The following is a 16,279-nucleotide window of genomic DNA, read 5'->3' on the forward strand; positions in this document are numbered from 1 at the left end:
GGAAGAGACCACCGTCCCGGGAGGAGCAAGCATGACCGAACTCAGCAATGAGCCGAAGGACGCAACGCCCTCCGTCATCGCGCAGCAAGCGGCGATGCTGAACGCGTTGCCGTTTTCCGACACGCGGGATTTCGACGATGCCGCACGCGGATTCCTCGGCACCATCGAGAACGCGGAGATCACGAATCCGCAAGGGCGGACGGTTTGGAGCCTTGAGCCCTATGGCTTCCTGTCCACCGAGGAGGCGCCGCCCACAGTCAATCCGAGCCTGTGGCGGCAATCGCGTCTCAACATGCAGCACGGCCTGTTCGAGGTCGTGCCCGGCGTCTACCAGGTGCGCGGGCTCGACATCGCCAACATGACGCTGATCGAGGGCGACAGCGGCGTCATCGTCGTGGATACCCTGACCTCGATCGAAGGGGCCCGCGCCGCGCTCGACCTCTATTTCAGGCATCGGGGCTTGAAGCCCGTTGCGGCCGTCATCTTTACCCACACGCACACCGACCATTGGGGCGGCGCCCGCGGCGTGCTGGAGGAGGATGCGCTCGCGACCTGCGGCGTGCCCATCATCGCGCCGAACCTGTTCATGGAGCATGCCGTCTCCGAGAACATCATTGCGGGACCGGCGATGCTGCGCCGGGCGCAGTACCAGTTCGGGCCGCTGCTCGCCAAGGGGGCGCGCGGACAGGTCGATTGCGGTCTCGGCAAGTCGATGGCGGCGGGATCGGTTGCGCTGTTGCGCCCCACCGACCTGATCATGGCGACCGGCGATACGCGCGTGATCGATGGCGTCGCGTTCGAATTCCAGATGGCGCCGAACAGCGAAGCGCCGGCGGAGATGCACTTCTTCATCCCGCGCTACAGGGTGCTGAACCTCGCCGAGAACTGCACGCACAATTTTCACAATCTGCTGCCGTTCCGCGGCGCCGACGTGCGCGACGCGCTGGCCTGGTCGAAATATCTGGGCGAGGCGTTGCAATTGTGGGACGGCAAGGCCGAGGCGGTGTGCGGCCAGCATCACTGGCCGGTGTGGGGACGTGAGCGCATCGGCACGATGATCCGGCAGCAGCGCGACCTCTACAAATTCGCGCATGACCAGACCATCCGCCTGATGAATCACGGCCTCACCGCGGCCGAGATCGCCGAGACGATCAAGCTGCCGAAGAGCCTGGAAGGCGCCTGGCACGGCCGCGGCTATTACGGCCACATCCGCCACAATGTGAAAGCGATCTACCAGAAATATCTCGGCTGGTACGACGCCAATCCGGTCAATCTCGATCCGCTGCCGCCGGTCGAATCCGGCAAGAAGTATGTGGAGTACATGGGCGGGGCCGACGCGATCCTGGCGCGGGCGCGCACCGATTTCGACAAGGGTGAGTTTCGCTTCGTCGCGCAGGTGCTCGGCCATCTCGTCTTCGCCGAGCCTGACAATGCGGCGGCACGCGGTCTCCTGGCCCATACGCTGGAGCAGCTCGGCTACGCCGCCGAAAGCGCGACCTGGCGCAACGCCTATCTGTTCGGCGCCCAGGAGCTGCGCCATGGCATGCCGAAGGTGCCGGCACGCCCGCCGATGCCGCGCGAGACGCTGGCCGCGCTGCGCACCTCCCAGCTCTGGGACGTGCTCGGCATCCGCCTCAACGGTCCCAAGGCGGACGGCAAGCACATCGTCTTGAACTGGAGCTTTTCCGACACCGGCGAGACCTTCGTGCTCAATCTGGAGAACTGCGCGCTGACTTACACCGAGGGCGCGCAGGCGGAAAACGCGGACGCCAGCTTCACGCTCGCGCGCGCAACGCTCGATGAGGTGATCGCGAAGCTGACGAGCTTTCCGGAAGCGGTCGCCGCCGGCAAGATCGAACTATCGGGCAACCCGATGCGCCTCGCCGAGCTGATGGGCCTGATGGATGAATTCCCGAGGATGTTCGAGATCGTCGAGCCGAAGCGGGCGGTGGTGAGATAGGCGGCTCGTGCCCCGGACGCAGCGCAGCGCTTCTTCAGCGGTGCGCTGCAGAGCCGGGGCCCATGTTTCCGCGAGCATGCCCGACCGCGTGGGTCCCGGCTCTGCGCCGCAACGCCAAAGAGCGTTGCAGCGCGTCCGGGACACAAGAGTGGTAAGTGGCTGCGCTACTCCGCGCTGCTCACCAGCTTGATCCGCGGCGCCTTTTCTTCGGCGAGGCTGCGGTAGGCCGCGAGATAATCCAGCGCCATGCGCCGCGCCGTGAAGCGCGTCTCGAATTGCTTGCGGATCGCGGCGCGGTCGAGTTGCGGAAGGCGGTTCACCACGCCCGCCGCGCTGATCACGTCCTCGACGATGAAGCCGGTCAGGCCTTCGTCGATGATCTCCGGCACCGAGCCGCGGTTGAAGGCGACGACCGGCGTTCCGCAGGCCATGGCTTCGATCATCACGAGGCCGAACGGCTCCGGCCAGTCGATCGGCAGCAGCAGCCCGAGCGCGCCGCTGAGGAAATCCGACTTCTCGTGATCGCCGATCTCGCCGATGAACTCCACCAGCGGGTTGTTCTCGATCATCGGCCGGATCAGCTCGTCGTAGTAATCCTGATCGGCACGATCGACCTTGGCCGCGATCTTCAGCGGAATGCCGCAATGGGTCGCGATCTTGATGGCGCGGTCGACGCCCTTCTCGGGCGCGATGCGGCCGAGCACGGCGAGATATTCCTGCCGCATGGGCTTCGGCGTCAGCAGGTTCTCCGGAAGACCGTGATGGATCGTCGTCACCCAATTGGCCTGCGGCACCGGCCGCCGCTGTGCGTTGGAGATCGAGATGACGGGCATCTTGGAGAAGGTGTTGAAGACCGGCTGATGCTCCGGCAGGTCGAGCCGGCCGTGCAGCGTGGTCAGGAACGGCGTCGGCTGCCGGTGGAACAGCGACCAGGGATAATAGTCGAGATGGAAGTGGAGGAAGTCGAATTCCTCGTCATCACATTTCTGCCGCACACGCTCCAGCAGCACCATGTGCAGCGCATTGGGATCGCGCACGGAACCGTCGAGGCGAAGCGCCTTCGGCCACAGGGCATCGAGCTTGGCCGAGGTCTGCGAGTCGCCGCTGGCGAACAGCGTCACGTCGTGTCCAAGGGCCACCAGCTCCTCCGTCAACCAATGCACCACCCGCTCGGTGCCGCCATACAGCTTGGGTGGAACAGCCTCCGTCAACGGAGCTACCTGCGCGATGCGCATCTCACCATCTCCTCTGCGATCATGATTGTCGAAACCCCCCGCCAGTACGGCACCGGCATGCCAGATAGGGGAACGTTCCCGCAGTTGCGAAGTTCCTTCTCCCAAATGTTACTTCTTCGACACGTTGGAGAGCGCCGCGATCCTGCCACCACATCTTCGCAGATCGTCCGCATCCGCATGTCGTGATCGTCGAGCCCGGGAACCCGGGCGAAGAGATCGATGTTCAGTCGATCAGTCACCAACGAAAAACCAGCATAATGGGGCGATAGCCATATGGATCAGCTTTCTGGATACGCGCGCAGGCCATTTGCCTTTGTCTTGCGCTATCTCCGGCGTCGTCTCGCGTCGCATTTGGTGATCCTGACCGCGGTCGTTGCCGCGGTTGCCTGCTCGGTAGGCACCCAGTACGGGGTCAAATCCCTGGTCGACAGCCTGTCGGCCGGCCCCTCGCATGGAGGCAGCGTATGGCTGGCATTCATTTTACTCATGTCGCTGATCGCTGCCGACAACTTCCTGTGGCGGATCGCGAGCTGGACGGCGAGCTTCACTTTCGTTCGTGTCACGGGTGATCTGCGCCGCGACATCTTTCGTCATCTGACCGGGCACGCGCCGAGCTATTTCTCCGACCGCATGCCGGGCATGCTGACGAGCCGCATCACGGCGACGTCGAACGCGGTCTTCACGGTCGAGAACATGTTCGTCTGGAACGTGCTGCCGCCCTGCATCGCCACAATTGCGGCAATTGCCCTGATTGGAACCGTCAGCCCTTATATGGCGCTCGGGCTGACCGTGATTGCCGGCGGCATGGTGGTCGCGATGTTCCACCTGGCCGCCGCCGGCAAGCCCCTGCACGACGATTTCGCCGACAAGGCGGCGGTCGTGGACGGCGAGATGATCGACGTCATCAGCAACATGCCGCTGGTGCGGGCCTTCTGCGGCATCGGCCACGAACATGAGCGGTTCGACGCGACGGTGAATCGGGAACTCACCGCGCGAAGCCGCAGCCTGCGTTATCTGGAGAAGCTGCGGCTGTTGCATGCCGCTGTGACCGTGCTCCTGACGGTGGCGCTGATGGCCTGGGCAGTCACGCTCTGGCAGAAGGGGGAAGCGACCACGGGCGACGTCGTGTTGGTCTGCACGCTCGGCATCTCCATCCTGAGCGCCACGCGCGATCTCGCGGTGGCACTGGTCGACGTCACCCAGCACGTCGCCCGTCTGACCGAGGCAATCGCCACGCTGCTGGTGCCGCACGAGCTGCGCGACCACCCCGAGGCGGAGCCGCTGGTCAAGAGCGGCGCCTCGATCGCGTTCAACAACGTCACCTTCGGCTATCCCGGCGGGGAGAAGATCTTCGAGCGGTTCAGCCTTCGCCTGCAACCCGGCCAGCGCGTCGGCCTGGTCGGCCAGTCCGGCGGCGGCAAGTCGACGCTGTTCACGCTGCTGCAGCGCTTCTACGATGTCGACGACGGCAGCATCACCATCGACGGGCAGGACATCTCGAAGGTCACGCAGCTCAGCCTGCGCGAGGCGATCTCCGTCGTGCCGCAGGACATCTCCCTGTTTCATCGCTCGATCCGCGAGAACATCCGCTACGGCCGCCCGAACGCGACCGACGACGAGGTGCTGCGCGCCGCGATCGCGGCACGCTGCGATTTCGTCGAGAACCTGCCGGATGGTCTCGACACCATGGTCGGCGACCGCGGCGTCAAGATGTCGGGCGGCCAGCGCCAGCGCATCGCGATCGCGCGCGCCTTCCTGAAGGACGCGCCGATCCTGCTGCTGGACGAGGCCACCGCCGCGCTCGACAGCGAATCCGAGGAGGCGATCCGCGAGGCACTGTCGCGCCTGATGCGCGGCCGCACCGTGGTCGCGATCGCGCATCGGCTGGCAACGCTGCGTAATTTCGATCGCGTGGTGGTGCTCAGAAATGGTAAGATCATCGAAGACGGATCGCCCGAGCGCCTGATGCAGGGTCACGGACCCTATCGTGAACTGGTCACGCAGGAAATGAGTAGGCTGGCGCAAGCCGCCGCGTAAGCCAACAATCGCGTTCTCGAGTCGGTCGCGTTTCAAACAAGCGCAGGGGAGCTGCTCATGTCGGCCGAAGCCGTAACCCAACTCGTCTCCGTGACACGGACCTCCGAACAGGTCGCGGAGCAACCTTTCTATATTCCGATGACCGGGCCCTCGGCACGGCCGCGGCGGTCCCTCAAGCACGACGACATGTTCATCGTGCTCGACAGCCATGGCGACATCGGCGCCTCGGCAGGCGGGCCGGATGGCCTGTTCCATCACGATACGCGCTACCTCGCGCGGCTCGAGCTCGTGCTCGACGATCTCCAGCCGCTGCTGCTCGGCTCCAACCTGCGCGACGACAATTCGGCGCTGACCGTCGATCTGACCAATCCGGACATCTACCGGCGGGAAAGTCTCGTCCTGCAGAAGGATCTGCTGCACATCGTGCGCACGATCTTCCTGTGGCGGGGCACCGCCTACCAGCGCATCGGCGTGCAGAACCATGGCGAGCAGCGCACCAGCTTCGAGCTGACGCTGCTGTTCGACAACGATTTTGCCGATCTGTTCGAGGTTCGCGGCGAGCGCCGCCCGCATCGCGGGACCGGCACGAGCAGATTGCTCGGGCCGACCGACGTGCTGTTCGAATATCGCGGTCTCGATGACATCGAGCGCACCACGGGGCTGCATTTCGACCCGCGTCCGACGCGGCTGTCGGTGAACGCGGCGACCTGGCAGATCGAGCTGGACCCGCACGAATCGACATCGCTGTTCGTGGCCGTGTCCTGCAACCGGCCGATGGCGGAGAGGCCGGCGCGCTTCTTCCGGGGACTGCTCGCTCATCGCCGCGAGATGCGCCATTCCACCATGGGCGCCGCCAGCATCGAGACCTCCAACAACATCTTCAACGAGGTGCTGTGCCAGGCCATGGCCGACCTCAACATGCTGATGACGGAGACGCCGCAGGGGCGTTATCCCTATGCCGGCATTCCCTGGTACTCGACGACGTTCGGCCGCGATGGCCTGATCACCGCGCTCCAAATGCTGTGGGTCGATCCGCGCATCGCCAAGGGCGTCCTGCGCCGGCTCGCGCATTTCCAGGCCAAGGCGGTCGATCCGCTTGCCGATGCCGCGCCCGGCAAGATCCTGCATGAGATGCGCGGCGGAGAGATGGCGGCGCTGCGGGAGGTGCCGTTCGCGCAATATTACGGCAGCGTCGATTCCACCGCGCTGTTCGTCCTGCTCGCCGGCAGCTATTTCGAACGGACCGGCGACGAGAAGACCTTGCTCGAGCTATGGCCGGCGATCGAGGCGGGGCTGGCCTGGATCGACGGTCCCGGCGATCCCGACCAGGACGGCTTCGTCGAATATCAGCGCGCGACCGAGAAGGGGCTGGCCAACCAGGGCTGGAAGGATTCCTACGACGCGATCTTCCACGCCGACGGCCAGCTCGCGGAAGGCAATATCGCGCTCGCCGAAGTCCAGGGCTACGTCTATGCCGCCAAGCAGCTCGCCGCGCGTTGTGCCTTGCGGCTCGGCAAGCCGGACCGCAGCCGCAAGCTCGAGGCCGAGGCGAGCGCGCTGGCCGAACGCTTCGAGCAGGCGTTCTGGTGCGAGGAGCTCGGCACTTATGCGGTCGCGCTCGACGGCAAGAAGCGGCCGTGCAAGGTGCGGACCTCGAACGCCGGTCAGGTGCTGTTCAGCGGCATGATCCGCGAGGACCGCGCCCGCCTCGTCGCCGCCGATCTGATGCGGCCGCACTTCTTCTCGGGCTGGGGCATCCGCACCGTCGCGCAGGGCGAAGTGCGCTACAATCCGATGTCCTACCATGACGGGTCGATCTGGCCGCACGACAACGCGCTGATCGCGCTCGGGCTCGCGCGCTACGGCCTCAAGCACTCGGTGGCGCATGTCTTCAAGGGGCTGTTCGACGCGGCGACCTACATGGACCTGCGGCGGCTGCCCGAATTGTTCTGCGGCTTCCGGCGCGAGAAGCGGCGAGGTCCGACGCTCTATCCGGTCGCCTGCGCGCCGCAGGCCTGGGCCAGCGCGACGCCTTTCACGCTGCTGGAAGCGGCGCTCGGTCTCGAGTTCGACGTGGCGCGCGGTGAGATTCGCCTGCGCAACCCGCATCTGCCGGCGTTCCTCAACGAGGTGTTCTTGCGCGATCTGCGCCTGGGCGATTCCAGCGTCGATCTGCGCGTCAGCCGCCACGGCGACGACGTGGCGCTGGAGGTGATGCGCACGCGCGGCCAGATCCAGGTCTCGATCGTGCTGGCGCGCTAGCGGCGCGCAAGGAGGGCGTCATGCGTGCGATCGGAGCCTTGATCCTTGGTGCAGCCCTCGTTGCGAGCCTGGCGGTCGCCACCTCGTACGCCGCAGACGAGCCGCCGACAGGCCCGCATGAGGCCAATGCGCCGGCGACCCACCCGCCGGCCTCGACCGTGCCCGTCACGCCGAAGGATGCCGCCCCGCCGCCGTCGGTGACCATCATCGGCGCCAGCGAGGCCCATGGCGTGCTCGGCCGCGACGTGCGCAGCGCCGCCGGCGAGGACATGGGCCGCATCGTCGACGTCATCGTCGATCGCACCGGCCATGTGCGCGCCGCCGCGATCGATTTCGGCGGGTTTCTCGGCGTCGGCAGCCGCAAGATCGTGGTGGACTGGAACGCGCTGCGCTTCGGCAAGATTGCCAACAAGAAGGACAGCATCACGCTGGAATTGACCAAGGCGCAGGTCGCGGCCGCGCCGGAATACAAGGAAGACACGCCGATCGTCGTGCTCGGCGCGTCCGGCAGCCTTCAACCGCTGCAAGCGATCCAGTGAGGTGCGGGGAGGGCGGACCGCCTGTGCTGTTGTCGAGGAAGCTGAACCATGCAGATCGCGACGGCCGCGTTGACCAGGACGACGTCGCCGCGCCATCGGTCAACGGCATCCCGGCGCCGTCGCGCCAGAGCCTGCGTGGCCTCGACTGGTTCATCTTCTTCCTTGCCGACGTGCAGACCGGATTCGGTCCCTTCATCGCGGTCTATCTGACCACCCAGAAATGGACCCAGGTCGAGATCGGCCTCGTGCTGTCGATCGGCGGCATCGTCGGGTTGATCGGGCAGATGCCCGGCGGGGCGATCATCGATGCCGCGAAGTCGGAGCGTCTGGTTGCCGCCCTCGCGATCGCGACCATCGGCGCTTGCGCGCTGGCCTATGCCGCGATGCCGATCTTCCCGATCGTGGTGGCGGCGGCCACCTTGCACGCGGCGGCGAGCTGCGTGCTGGGGCCGGCGATTGCGGCGATCAGCCTTGGCCTGGTCGGTCCACTCGCGATCGGCGAGCGGCTCGGCCGCAACGCGCGCTTTGCCTCGCTCGGCAACGGGGTCGCGGCGGCGGTGATGGGCACCGCGGGCTATCTGCTGTCGAGCCGCTCGGTGTTCCTGGTCACCTTTTTGCTCGCGATTCCTACCCTGATCGCGCTCTCGCGTATCCGCGAGAACGAGGTCGATATCAGGCGCTCTCACGGCGAGATGCCGCCTGAAGCCGCCGACCGTGCCGACACCAACATCTGGCACCTGATCCGGCAGCGTCCGCTGATCGTCTTTGCCCTGAGCGTTCTGCTGCTGCAACTGGCGAACGCCTCGATGATGCCGCTGATGGCAAGCGCGGTGACGGCGCGGTCCGCCCAATGGGCGACGGTGCTCGTCGCCTTTTGCATCGTCGTCCCGCAGGCGATCGTGGCGCTGCTGTCGCCGACGGTCGGGCGCAAGGCGCAAGCGTGGGGCCGGCGACCGCTGCTGCTGATCGGTTTCGGCGCGCTGGCGATTCGCGGCCTGTTGTTTGCGACCGTGCGCGATCCCTATCTGCTGGTCGCCGTGCAAGTGTTCGACGGCATCACCGCCGCAGTATTCGCGGTGATGATTCCGCTGATCGTCGCCGACGTCGCCTTCGGCAGCGGCCATTTCAATCTGGCGCAAGGAATCGTCGGCACCGCAACGGGCATCGGCGCGTCGCTGAGCACCGTGCTCGGCGGCTATGTCAGCGACAAGTTCGGCAACGCAACCGCCTTCATCGGGCTGTCCGGCGTTGCCGCGACCGGGCTCTTGCTGATTCTCCTGGTGATGCCGGAGACGCGGCGCACGGCATGATCGGCGGCCAAAAAGAAAATGGCCGGCCGAAACGAGTTCGGCCGGAGGAAGATCAGGCGTCGAGATGTTGCAGGCGCTGACGGTTGCGCAGCACGATCTGGCGGGCGCCGGAGAAGCCGAGGATACCCTGAGTGTGCAGCTGCGACAGCGCGCGCGACACGGTTTCAAGGGTGAGGCCGAGATAGTCGCCGATGTCGCGGCGGCACATCGGCAGCGCCATCATGCCGGCAACGGCGAGGCGGCGGTCCATTTCGAGCAGGAAAGTCGCGACCCGCTCCATCGCGGTCTTGCGGCCCAGCAGCAGCATGTGGTCCTCGGCATGGCGCAGCTCGGAGGCAGTCATCGCCCAGAGCTTGCGGGCGACCTGGACGTCGGTGCCGGCGGCCTTCTCGAGGCTCGCGCGCTTCACGAGGCGCACGGTGGTGTCGATGATGGCTTCGGCGGCAAGGCGGTGGGCGGGACCGGATTCGAGGCCGAACACGTCGCCGGGAAGATGGAAGGCGCCGATCTGGCGGCGGCCGTCGGAAAGCAGCTTGTAGCTGCTCACTGCCCCTGAAACGACCTGGTAGACATATTCGGCCGGCTCGTCCTCGCCATAGATCTCCTCGTCCTTGCGGTAGGAGAACTCGGTGGCGACCAGACCCACGTGGCCGGTGATGGCGCCGAACTGGTCGGTGACGGGATGGGCGGGCGCAGCCTTGCCGATAATCTGGGTGTTGATCGCCGGGGTGTTGATCGTCTGGGTCAGCATCTGCGCCATCTCCGTTGTGATGGCGCCTTGGTACGCGGTATCCGGGGCTTCGAAAATTTCGATCGATATCTTAAGGGGGGTGCCTTACGTAGAATCCCGTAGGTCAGGCGCCGGGACGGTCCTGGATGGCGTGGCGGATGCACTTGACCAGGTTTTCGTCGAGAAGCGGCTTCAAAACCACGTCTTTGATGCCTGCCGTCGCAGCCCGGGCCGAGATGTTCTCGTCGGGATAGCCGGTGATCAGGATCACGGGCACATCGCGGTCGGATTTGCGCAAGCGGCCGGCCAGCTCGATGCCGTTGATGTCTGGCATCTTGTAGTCGATGACGTAACAGTCCGGTCCAGCCGCGCCGCCGATGTTGAGCAGCGCCGTGCCGCTCCTGAAGGTCCGCACGGCAAAGCCGTCGGTCTCCAGCAGGAACCGCAGGGATCCCAGGACGGCGGCGTCATCGTCGACCACAAAGACGGTGGGTCGTGCCGGGGATGACGCACGCGCAGGATGTGAGCTGACCTCGATCATGTTGTCTGGCTAGCATTGCGCCGGGAAGGTGCCTTGACCTGCCTCAATCGTTGAGCATGCCGGCGCGCATCGCCAGCCTGACCAGTTCCGAGAGGCTGTTGGCCTGCATCTTGGTCATGACATTGGCGCGGTAGACCTCGATGGTGCGCGGGCTGATGTCGTATTCGCGGGCGATCAGCTTGTTGGAGAGGCCCGCAATCAGCCCTTCCATGACCTGGCGCTCCCTGGGACTCAAGGACGCGACGCGGGCGGCGATGTCCTGCGCGACGACTTCATTCTTGGCGGCGGGCTCGGCCTGGCGGATCGCCGACTCGATCATGGCGGTGAGACGGTCGTCATCGAATGGTTTTTCCAGGAAGTCGACCGCCCCGAGCTTCATCGCCTCGACCGCGAGCGGCACGTCGCCATGACCGGTCATGATCAGGATCGGGAACGAGCTCTGCTGCGCCTTCATCCGCTTGAGCAGCTCGATGCCGTCGAGGCCGGGCATGCGCACGTCGGAGACGACGCAGCCGAAGCCGAGGCCGGGCAGGGCTTCGAGAAAAGCGAGGGCGTCGTCGAACAGCGTGACGTCGAATCCGGCGGAATCCAGCAGGAAATTCAACGAATCGCGCATCGCTGCATCGTCGTCGATGACGTAGACATGTCCCTTGGTCGTCATGATCAGCTTTCGTCAGTTGCCGGCAAGGTGAAGCGGAATGTCGCTCCGCCCGCTGCGTTGCTCTCGGCCCACATGCGGCCGCCGTGGGCCTCGATGATCGAGCGGCTGATGGAGAGCCCCACGCCCATGCCGGTATCTTTGGTGGTGAAGAAGGTCTGGAAGAGATTTGGAAGAACGTCGTCCCGGAAGCCGGAGCCGGTGTCGGAGACCTCCACCTCGATCATGTCGTCGGCGACGCGGGCGTTGGCAACGACGAGCTCGCGGCGCGGCGACTGCGCCATGGCCTCCAGCGCGTTGCGGAACAGGTTGACCAGCACCTGCTGGACCTGCACCCGGTCCGCGAGCACGAGATCGGCGTCGGGATTGAGGCTGAAACGGAGCTGCACGTTCTGCTCGCGCGCGCCGGCAAGCCCGAGCGCGCCGGCCTCCTCGATCAGCTTGGACAGGCTCTCGACCCGCTTCTCCGACTCGCCGCGCGAGACGAAGTCGCGCAGGCGCCGGATGATCTGGCCGGCGCGCAGGGCCTGCTCGGCCGCGCGATCCAGCGCGTTTTCGACCTTCGGCGTGTTGGGATCGCTGCTGCCGGCGAGAAGGCGCCGCGACCCCTTCATGTAATTGCTGATCGCCGCCAGCGGCTGGTTGAGCTCGTGGGCGAGCGCCGAGGCCATTTCACCCATCGCGGTCAGCCGCGAGACGTGGACCAGCTCGGATTGCAATTCCTGGAGCCGGGCCTGGGTCTGCTGGTGCTCGGTGAGGTCGCGGACGAAGCCGGTGAAATAGGGCTCGCCCGCGCGTTGCGTCTGCCCGACGGACAGGTGCATCGGGAAAGTCGTGCCGTCGCGGCGCTTGCCCGTCACAATCCGGCCGATGCCGATAATGTGCGGATCATTCGTCCTGAGATAGCGCACGAGATAGCTATCGTGACGCGACTGATCGGGCTCCGGCATCAGGATGCTGACGTTTCGGCCGATGGCTTCCTGCTTGCTGTAGCCGAACAGCCGCTCCGCGGCGCTACTGAAGAGCTGCATGATGCCGCGGGAATCGATGACGATCATGGCGTCGGGCACGGTCTCGAGAATCGAGCGAAGATGATTCTCCTGGGAACGCAGGGCGTCCTCGAGTTGCTTTTCCTCGTTGATGTCGAGGAAGATGCCGCTGAGATGACGTGGCGTTCCTGAATCGTCGCGGATCACGCCGGCCCTGGCCCGGATCCACTGACCGGTCCCGGAGGCGACGCCCAGCCTGAAGGACAGGTCAAGTCCCCCGCCGCCTTCCAAGGCGCGCCCGATCGCCTTCAGGAAGAGGTCCCGATCGCCCGGCTCCAGCAAAGAAAGAAAGAGATCGTAGCTGACGGTCTGGTCCCGCTCGAGGCCAAACAGCCGCCTGGCCATGTCCGACCATTCGAGTTCGTGCGTCTTGAGATCAAGGTCCCAGGTGCCGACCCCGAATCCCTCGATGCGGACGCGGAAATGGTCGCCCCGACCGTCGTCTGCCGGTTGGGTTACCCGGGTCGGCGCCAATCTCTGCTCCTCATCTCAGAACGGTCGGCAGGATGCCGTTACCGCTAGCACAATTTCGCCCAAGGCGCGTTCCGAGGCAAGCGCGGACCTTGAATTCACTGGCGTATTCCTTTGGGCAACGGCCGGGGAGCCACAACGCTCATTTTGATCTATCTCATCCTGCTGCACGGCAGCGGGCTTAGGCTTCAACAAAACCCGGTGATGTGGAGATACCCGATGACATACGCGACGGTGATGGTCAGCCTGGCGCTCGATCAGCCCAACGAGGCGCGTCTTCAGGTCGCCGGTGAGCTCGCCGAACGATTCGAGGCGGCCATCGTCGGGGTCGCTGCGGCGCAGTTCGCGCCGCCGCTCTATTTCACCGACGGCGCCGAGGCACAAGCGCTGATTGACGAGGGCGAAGCTTCGGTCAAACGGCGGCTGGCCGGCCTCGAGGCGCAATTCCGGGCGGCGACCAAGAATCGCGGCGGACATGCGGAGTGGCGCAGCGCCATGGACTTCCCGGCGCGATTCGCCCTGGCGCAGGCGCGTTGCGCCGACATCATCGTCAGCGGCGGGCAGAGCCCGGCCTTCTCTGACGCGTTCGCGCTCGCAAGCGCCAAGGATCTGGTGATGCAGGCCGGCCGCCCGCTTCTCGTCGTCCCCGATCGGGTCACCTGGCTCGACCTGCGCAGCGTGCTGGTGGCCTGGAAGGACACGCCGGAGGCGCGGCGGGCGGTGGCCGACGCGCTGCCGATGCTGCGCAAGGCGAGGGACGTCACCATCGCAACAATTCCCGAGCGCGACGAGGACCGTTTGGTGGTGATGGCCGGCGTCACCGACGTTGCCGCCTGGCTCGCCCGCCATGGCGTCACCGCGACGGCGCGCATCTGCGAAGGCGCCCGGAATGAAACTGCCGCGGCGCAGCTGGAAAAAGTCGCAGGCGACGTTGATGCCGGCCTGATCGTTGCGGGCGCTTATGGTCATTCGAGGTTTCGTGAGCTGATCCTGGGAGGCGTTACCCAGTATCTGGTCACGCAGACCGCCCGCTGCGTGCTGCTGTCGCACTGACGGCCCGGCCGGAATCGAATCGAGGAGGACGCGCCGTGTACAGATTTCTTGAACAGACCGTCGACGGCTACATGACGCGCAACGTCAAGGCGGTGCAGCGCGACCGTGACTTGTTCGAGCTCAGCGAGATGTTCGAGACCGACGATTTCAACTCCTATCCGGTCGAGGACGACGGGCAGGTGGTCGGCATCGTCACCAAGTTCGACATCCTGAAGTGCTTCGCCTTCACGCCGAGCCAGATGATGCCCCGCTATCACGACCTGATGAGCCGCAAGGTCGGCGACGTCATGACGCCGGAGTTCATCTATGTCGGCCCCGATACGCGGCTGACGCGCGTGCTTCAGATCATGGTCGAGCACCGCATCCGGAGCATCATCGTGCTCAACACCGCGCAGAAGCTGGTTGGAATCATCGCCCGCGAGGACGTCATCGCGGCGCTCAAGGCCACGGCACGCGACTGACGGGGCCCCTTCCTGATCGAGAAGCTCATTGTGGCCTCCGTGATCCTACGGAGGCTGTTTCCGTTTGCGGCGTCACGCCGGACCAGCTCCCGCGGAAAGACGCCCGATGTGGCGCCAGCCCCACATTCGGTTGAGTTTCCCCCATGGTCCTTGCCTCACGAAGGGACAAGGCAATTCGTGTCGCCCACGGCGGAAATGCGGGGAACCAGCGAGATCTTCGGCCGCCGCGGAGAACTTAAGTGCCGCTCTTGATTTCAATCAATTCCCGGTGAGAGTGAATGTGGTTTCTGGCGGTGTGTTCTTTCAGAGAGAATCCGCATGAGCCAGCCCTCCATTTCCAAATCCATGACTATCGGTGAAAGCGGCTTGGCTGTCGTGTTCGCAGTCACCGCCTTCCTCTGCGTGGTCGCTTCGGCCAAGGCGCTCGATGCGCCCTTCGCCTTCCATGCCGCGCTCAGCGCGGCGGCGAGCCTCGCGGCGCTGTTCGTCATCGTCAACCGCTACCTCGATCGCCCGGCGGCGCTGCCGCCGGCGGAGATCAACGGACGCCCCAACTACAATATGGGCCCGATCAAGTTCTCGGCGTTCATGGCGATGTTCTGGGGTATTGCCGGCTTCCTGGTCGGCCTCATCATCGCCTCGCAGCTGGCCTGGCCCGCGCTGAACTTCGATCTGCCCTGGATCAGCTTCGGCCGCCTGCGGCCGCTGCACACCTCCGCCGTGATCTTCGCCTTCGGCGGCAACGTGCTGATCGCGACCTCCTTCTACGTGGTGCAGAAATCCTGCCGCGCGCGCCTCGCCGGCGACCTCGCGCCGTGGTTCGTCGTCCTGGGCTACAATTTCTTCATTCTGATCGCCGGCACCGGCTATCTGCTGGGCGTCACTCAGTCGAAGGAATATGCCGAGCCGGAATGGTATGCCGATTTGTGGCTGACCATCGTCTGGGTCGTCTATCTGCTGGTCTTCCTTGTCACGATCATCAAGCGCAAGGAGCCCCACATCTTCGTCGCGAACTGGTTCTATCTCGCCTTCATCGTGACGATCGCGGTGCTGCATCTCGGCAACAACCCCGCGCTTCCCGTCTCGGTGTTCGGCTCGAAGTCCTACGTCGCCTGGGGCGGCATCCAGGACGCCATGTTCCAGTGGTGGTACGGCCACAACGCGGTCGGCTTCTTCCTGACCGCCGGCTTCCTCGCCATCATGTACTACTTCATCCCCAAGCGCGCCGAGCGGCCGATCTATTCCTACCGGCTGTCGATCATCCACTTCTGGGCGCTGATCTTCCTCTACATCTGGGCAGGTCCCCACCATCTGCACTACACGGCGCTGCCTGACTGGACGCAGACGCTGGGCATGACCTTCTCGATCATGCTGTGGATGCCCTCCTGGGGCGGCATGATCAACGGCCTGATGACGCTGTCGGGTGCCTGGGACAAGCTGCGCACCGACCCCGTGCTGCGCATGCTCGTGGTCTCCGTCGCCTTCTACGGCATGTCGACCTTCGAAGGCCCGATGATGTCGATCAAGGTGGTCAACTCGCTCAGCCACTACACCGACTGGACCATCGGCCACGTGCATTCCGGCGCGCTCGGCTGGGTCGGCTTCGTCTCCTTCGGCGCGCTCTACTGCCTGGTGCCGTGGGCCTGGAATCGCAAGGGCCTCTACAGCCTGAAGCTCGTCAACTGGCACTTCTGGATCGCGACCCTCGGCATCGTCCTCTACATCTCGGCGATGTGGGTGTCCGGCATCCTGCAGGGCCTGATGTGGCGCGCCTACACCTCGCTCGGCTTCCTCGAATATTCCTTCATCGAGACCGTCGAGGCGATGCATCCCTTCTACATCATCCGCGCCGCAGGCGGCGGCCTGTTCCTGATCGGCTCGCTGATCATGGCCTACAATCTCTGGATGACGGTTCGCGTCGGCGAGCAGGAAGTCCAGATGCCCGTCGCTCTCCAGCCGGCGGAATGAGGAGC

Annotated in this window: 13 protein-coding genes; 8 read left to right on the forward strand and 5 right to left on the reverse strand. The window is 65.2% G+C overall.

The annotated features are described in order from the left end of the window. Positions 1 to 31: 31 nt before the first annotated feature. The gene (locus E4K64_RS04010; protein ID WP_135162274.1) at positions 32 to 1,960 is read left to right on the forward strand and encodes an alkyl/aryl-sulfatase; all 1,929 of its coding nucleotides are present in this window, start codon (positions 32 to 34) and stop codon (positions 1,958 to 1,960) included. A 164-nt stretch (positions 1,961 to 2,124) separates the two neighbouring features. Here E4K64_RS04010 and E4K64_RS04015 read toward each other — a convergent pair whose 3' ends face one another. Beyond that, positions 2,125 to 3,195 carry a glycosyltransferase family 4 protein gene (locus E4K64_RS04015; protein ID WP_135162275.1) on the reverse strand — a complete coding sequence of 357 codons (1,071 nt, stop codon included), beginning with the start codon at positions 3,193 to 3,195 and terminating at the stop codon, positions 2,125 to 2,127. Positions 3,196 to 3,468: 273 nt separating this feature from the next. Here E4K64_RS04015 and E4K64_RS04020 point away from each other — a divergent pair, with 273 nt between their 5' ends. From E4K64_RS04020 to E4K64_RS04035, 4 genes are read left to right on the forward strand one after another with little or no spacing between them, the layout of a single operon-like run. After that, a complete protein-coding gene (locus E4K64_RS04020; RefSeq protein WP_135162276.1) occupies positions 3,469 to 5,232 on the forward strand; it encodes an ABC transporter ATP-binding protein in 1,764 nt (587 codons plus the stop codon). A 57-nt stretch (positions 5,233 to 5,289) separates the two neighbouring features. Next, entirely contained in the window at positions 5,290 to 7,494 is a 2,205-nt protein-coding gene (locus E4K64_RS04025; protein ID WP_135162277.1) for an amylo-alpha-1,6-glucosidase, read from the forward strand. Positions 7,495 to 7,514: 20 nt separating this feature from the next. Further along, positions 7,515 to 8,033 carry a PRC-barrel domain-containing protein gene (locus tag E4K64_RS04030; RefSeq protein WP_167767313.1) on the forward strand — a complete coding sequence of 173 codons (519 nt, stop codon included), beginning with the start codon at positions 7,515 to 7,517 and terminating at the stop codon, positions 8,031 to 8,033. A 23-nt stretch (positions 8,034 to 8,056) separates the two neighbouring features. Then, the gene (locus E4K64_RS04035) at positions 8,057 to 9,343 is read left to right on the forward strand and encodes an MFS transporter (RefSeq protein WP_167771793.1); all 1,287 of its coding nucleotides are present in this window, start codon (positions 8,057 to 8,059) and stop codon (positions 9,341 to 9,343) included. Between the two features lie 52 nt (positions 9,344 to 9,395). On the opposite strand, the gene E4K64_RS04040 is transcribed toward E4K64_RS04035, so the two are convergent. The 4 genes from E4K64_RS04040 to fixL all read right to left on the reverse strand — a co-directional run bounded on the left by E4K64_RS04040 (position 9,396) and on the right by fixL (position 12,795). After that, complete coding sequence (locus tag E4K64_RS04040) at positions 9,396 to 10,094, reverse strand: helix-turn-helix domain-containing protein (protein WP_167771794.1); 699 nt, start codon at positions 10,092 to 10,094, stop codon at positions 9,396 to 9,398. Between the two features lie 103 nt (positions 10,095 to 10,197). Next, positions 10,198 to 10,614: a response regulator transcription factor gene (locus E4K64_RS04045; protein WP_135162280.1), complete on the reverse strand. Its 417-nt coding sequence runs from the start codon at positions 10,612 to 10,614 to the stop codon at positions 10,198 to 10,200. Between the two features lie 43 nt (positions 10,615 to 10,657). After that, positions 10,658 to 11,275 carry a response regulator FixJ gene (fixJ, locus tag E4K64_RS04050; RefSeq protein WP_135162281.1) on the reverse strand — a complete coding sequence of 206 codons (618 nt, stop codon included), beginning with the start codon at positions 11,273 to 11,275 and terminating at the stop codon, positions 10,658 to 10,660. Between the two features lie 2 nt (positions 11,276 to 11,277). Beyond that, positions 11,278 to 12,795 carry a sensor protein FixL gene (gene fixL / locus E4K64_RS04055; protein WP_135162282.1) on the reverse strand — a complete coding sequence of 506 codons (1,518 nt, stop codon included), beginning with the start codon at positions 12,793 to 12,795 and terminating at the stop codon, positions 11,278 to 11,280. A gap of 216 nt (positions 12,796 to 13,011) precedes the next feature. Between fixL and E4K64_RS04060 the strand changes: the two genes are divergently transcribed. The 3 genes from E4K64_RS04060 to ccoN all read left to right on the forward strand — a co-directional run bounded on the left by E4K64_RS04060 (position 13,012) and on the right by ccoN (position 16,274). Then, a complete protein-coding gene (locus tag E4K64_RS04060) occupies positions 13,012 to 13,845 on the forward strand; it encodes a universal stress protein (protein WP_135162283.1) in 834 nt (277 codons plus the stop codon). Between the two features lie 35 nt (positions 13,846 to 13,880). Further along, a complete protein-coding gene (locus E4K64_RS04065) occupies positions 13,881 to 14,306 on the forward strand; it encodes a CBS domain-containing protein (RefSeq protein WP_135162284.1) in 426 nt (141 codons plus the stop codon). A gap of 318 nt (positions 14,307 to 14,624) precedes the next feature. Next, positions 14,625 to 16,274: a cytochrome-c oxidase, cbb3-type subunit I gene (gene ccoN, locus E4K64_RS04070; protein ID WP_135162285.1), complete on the forward strand. Its 1,650-nt coding sequence runs from the start codon at positions 14,625 to 14,627 to the stop codon at positions 16,272 to 16,274. The last annotated feature ends 5 nt before the right edge of the window (positions 16,275 to 16,279 follow it).

The organism is Bradyrhizobium frederickii (assembly GCF_004570865.1).
GTDB lineage: Bacteria > Pseudomonadota > Alphaproteobacteria > Rhizobiales > Xanthobacteraceae > Bradyrhizobium > Bradyrhizobium frederickii.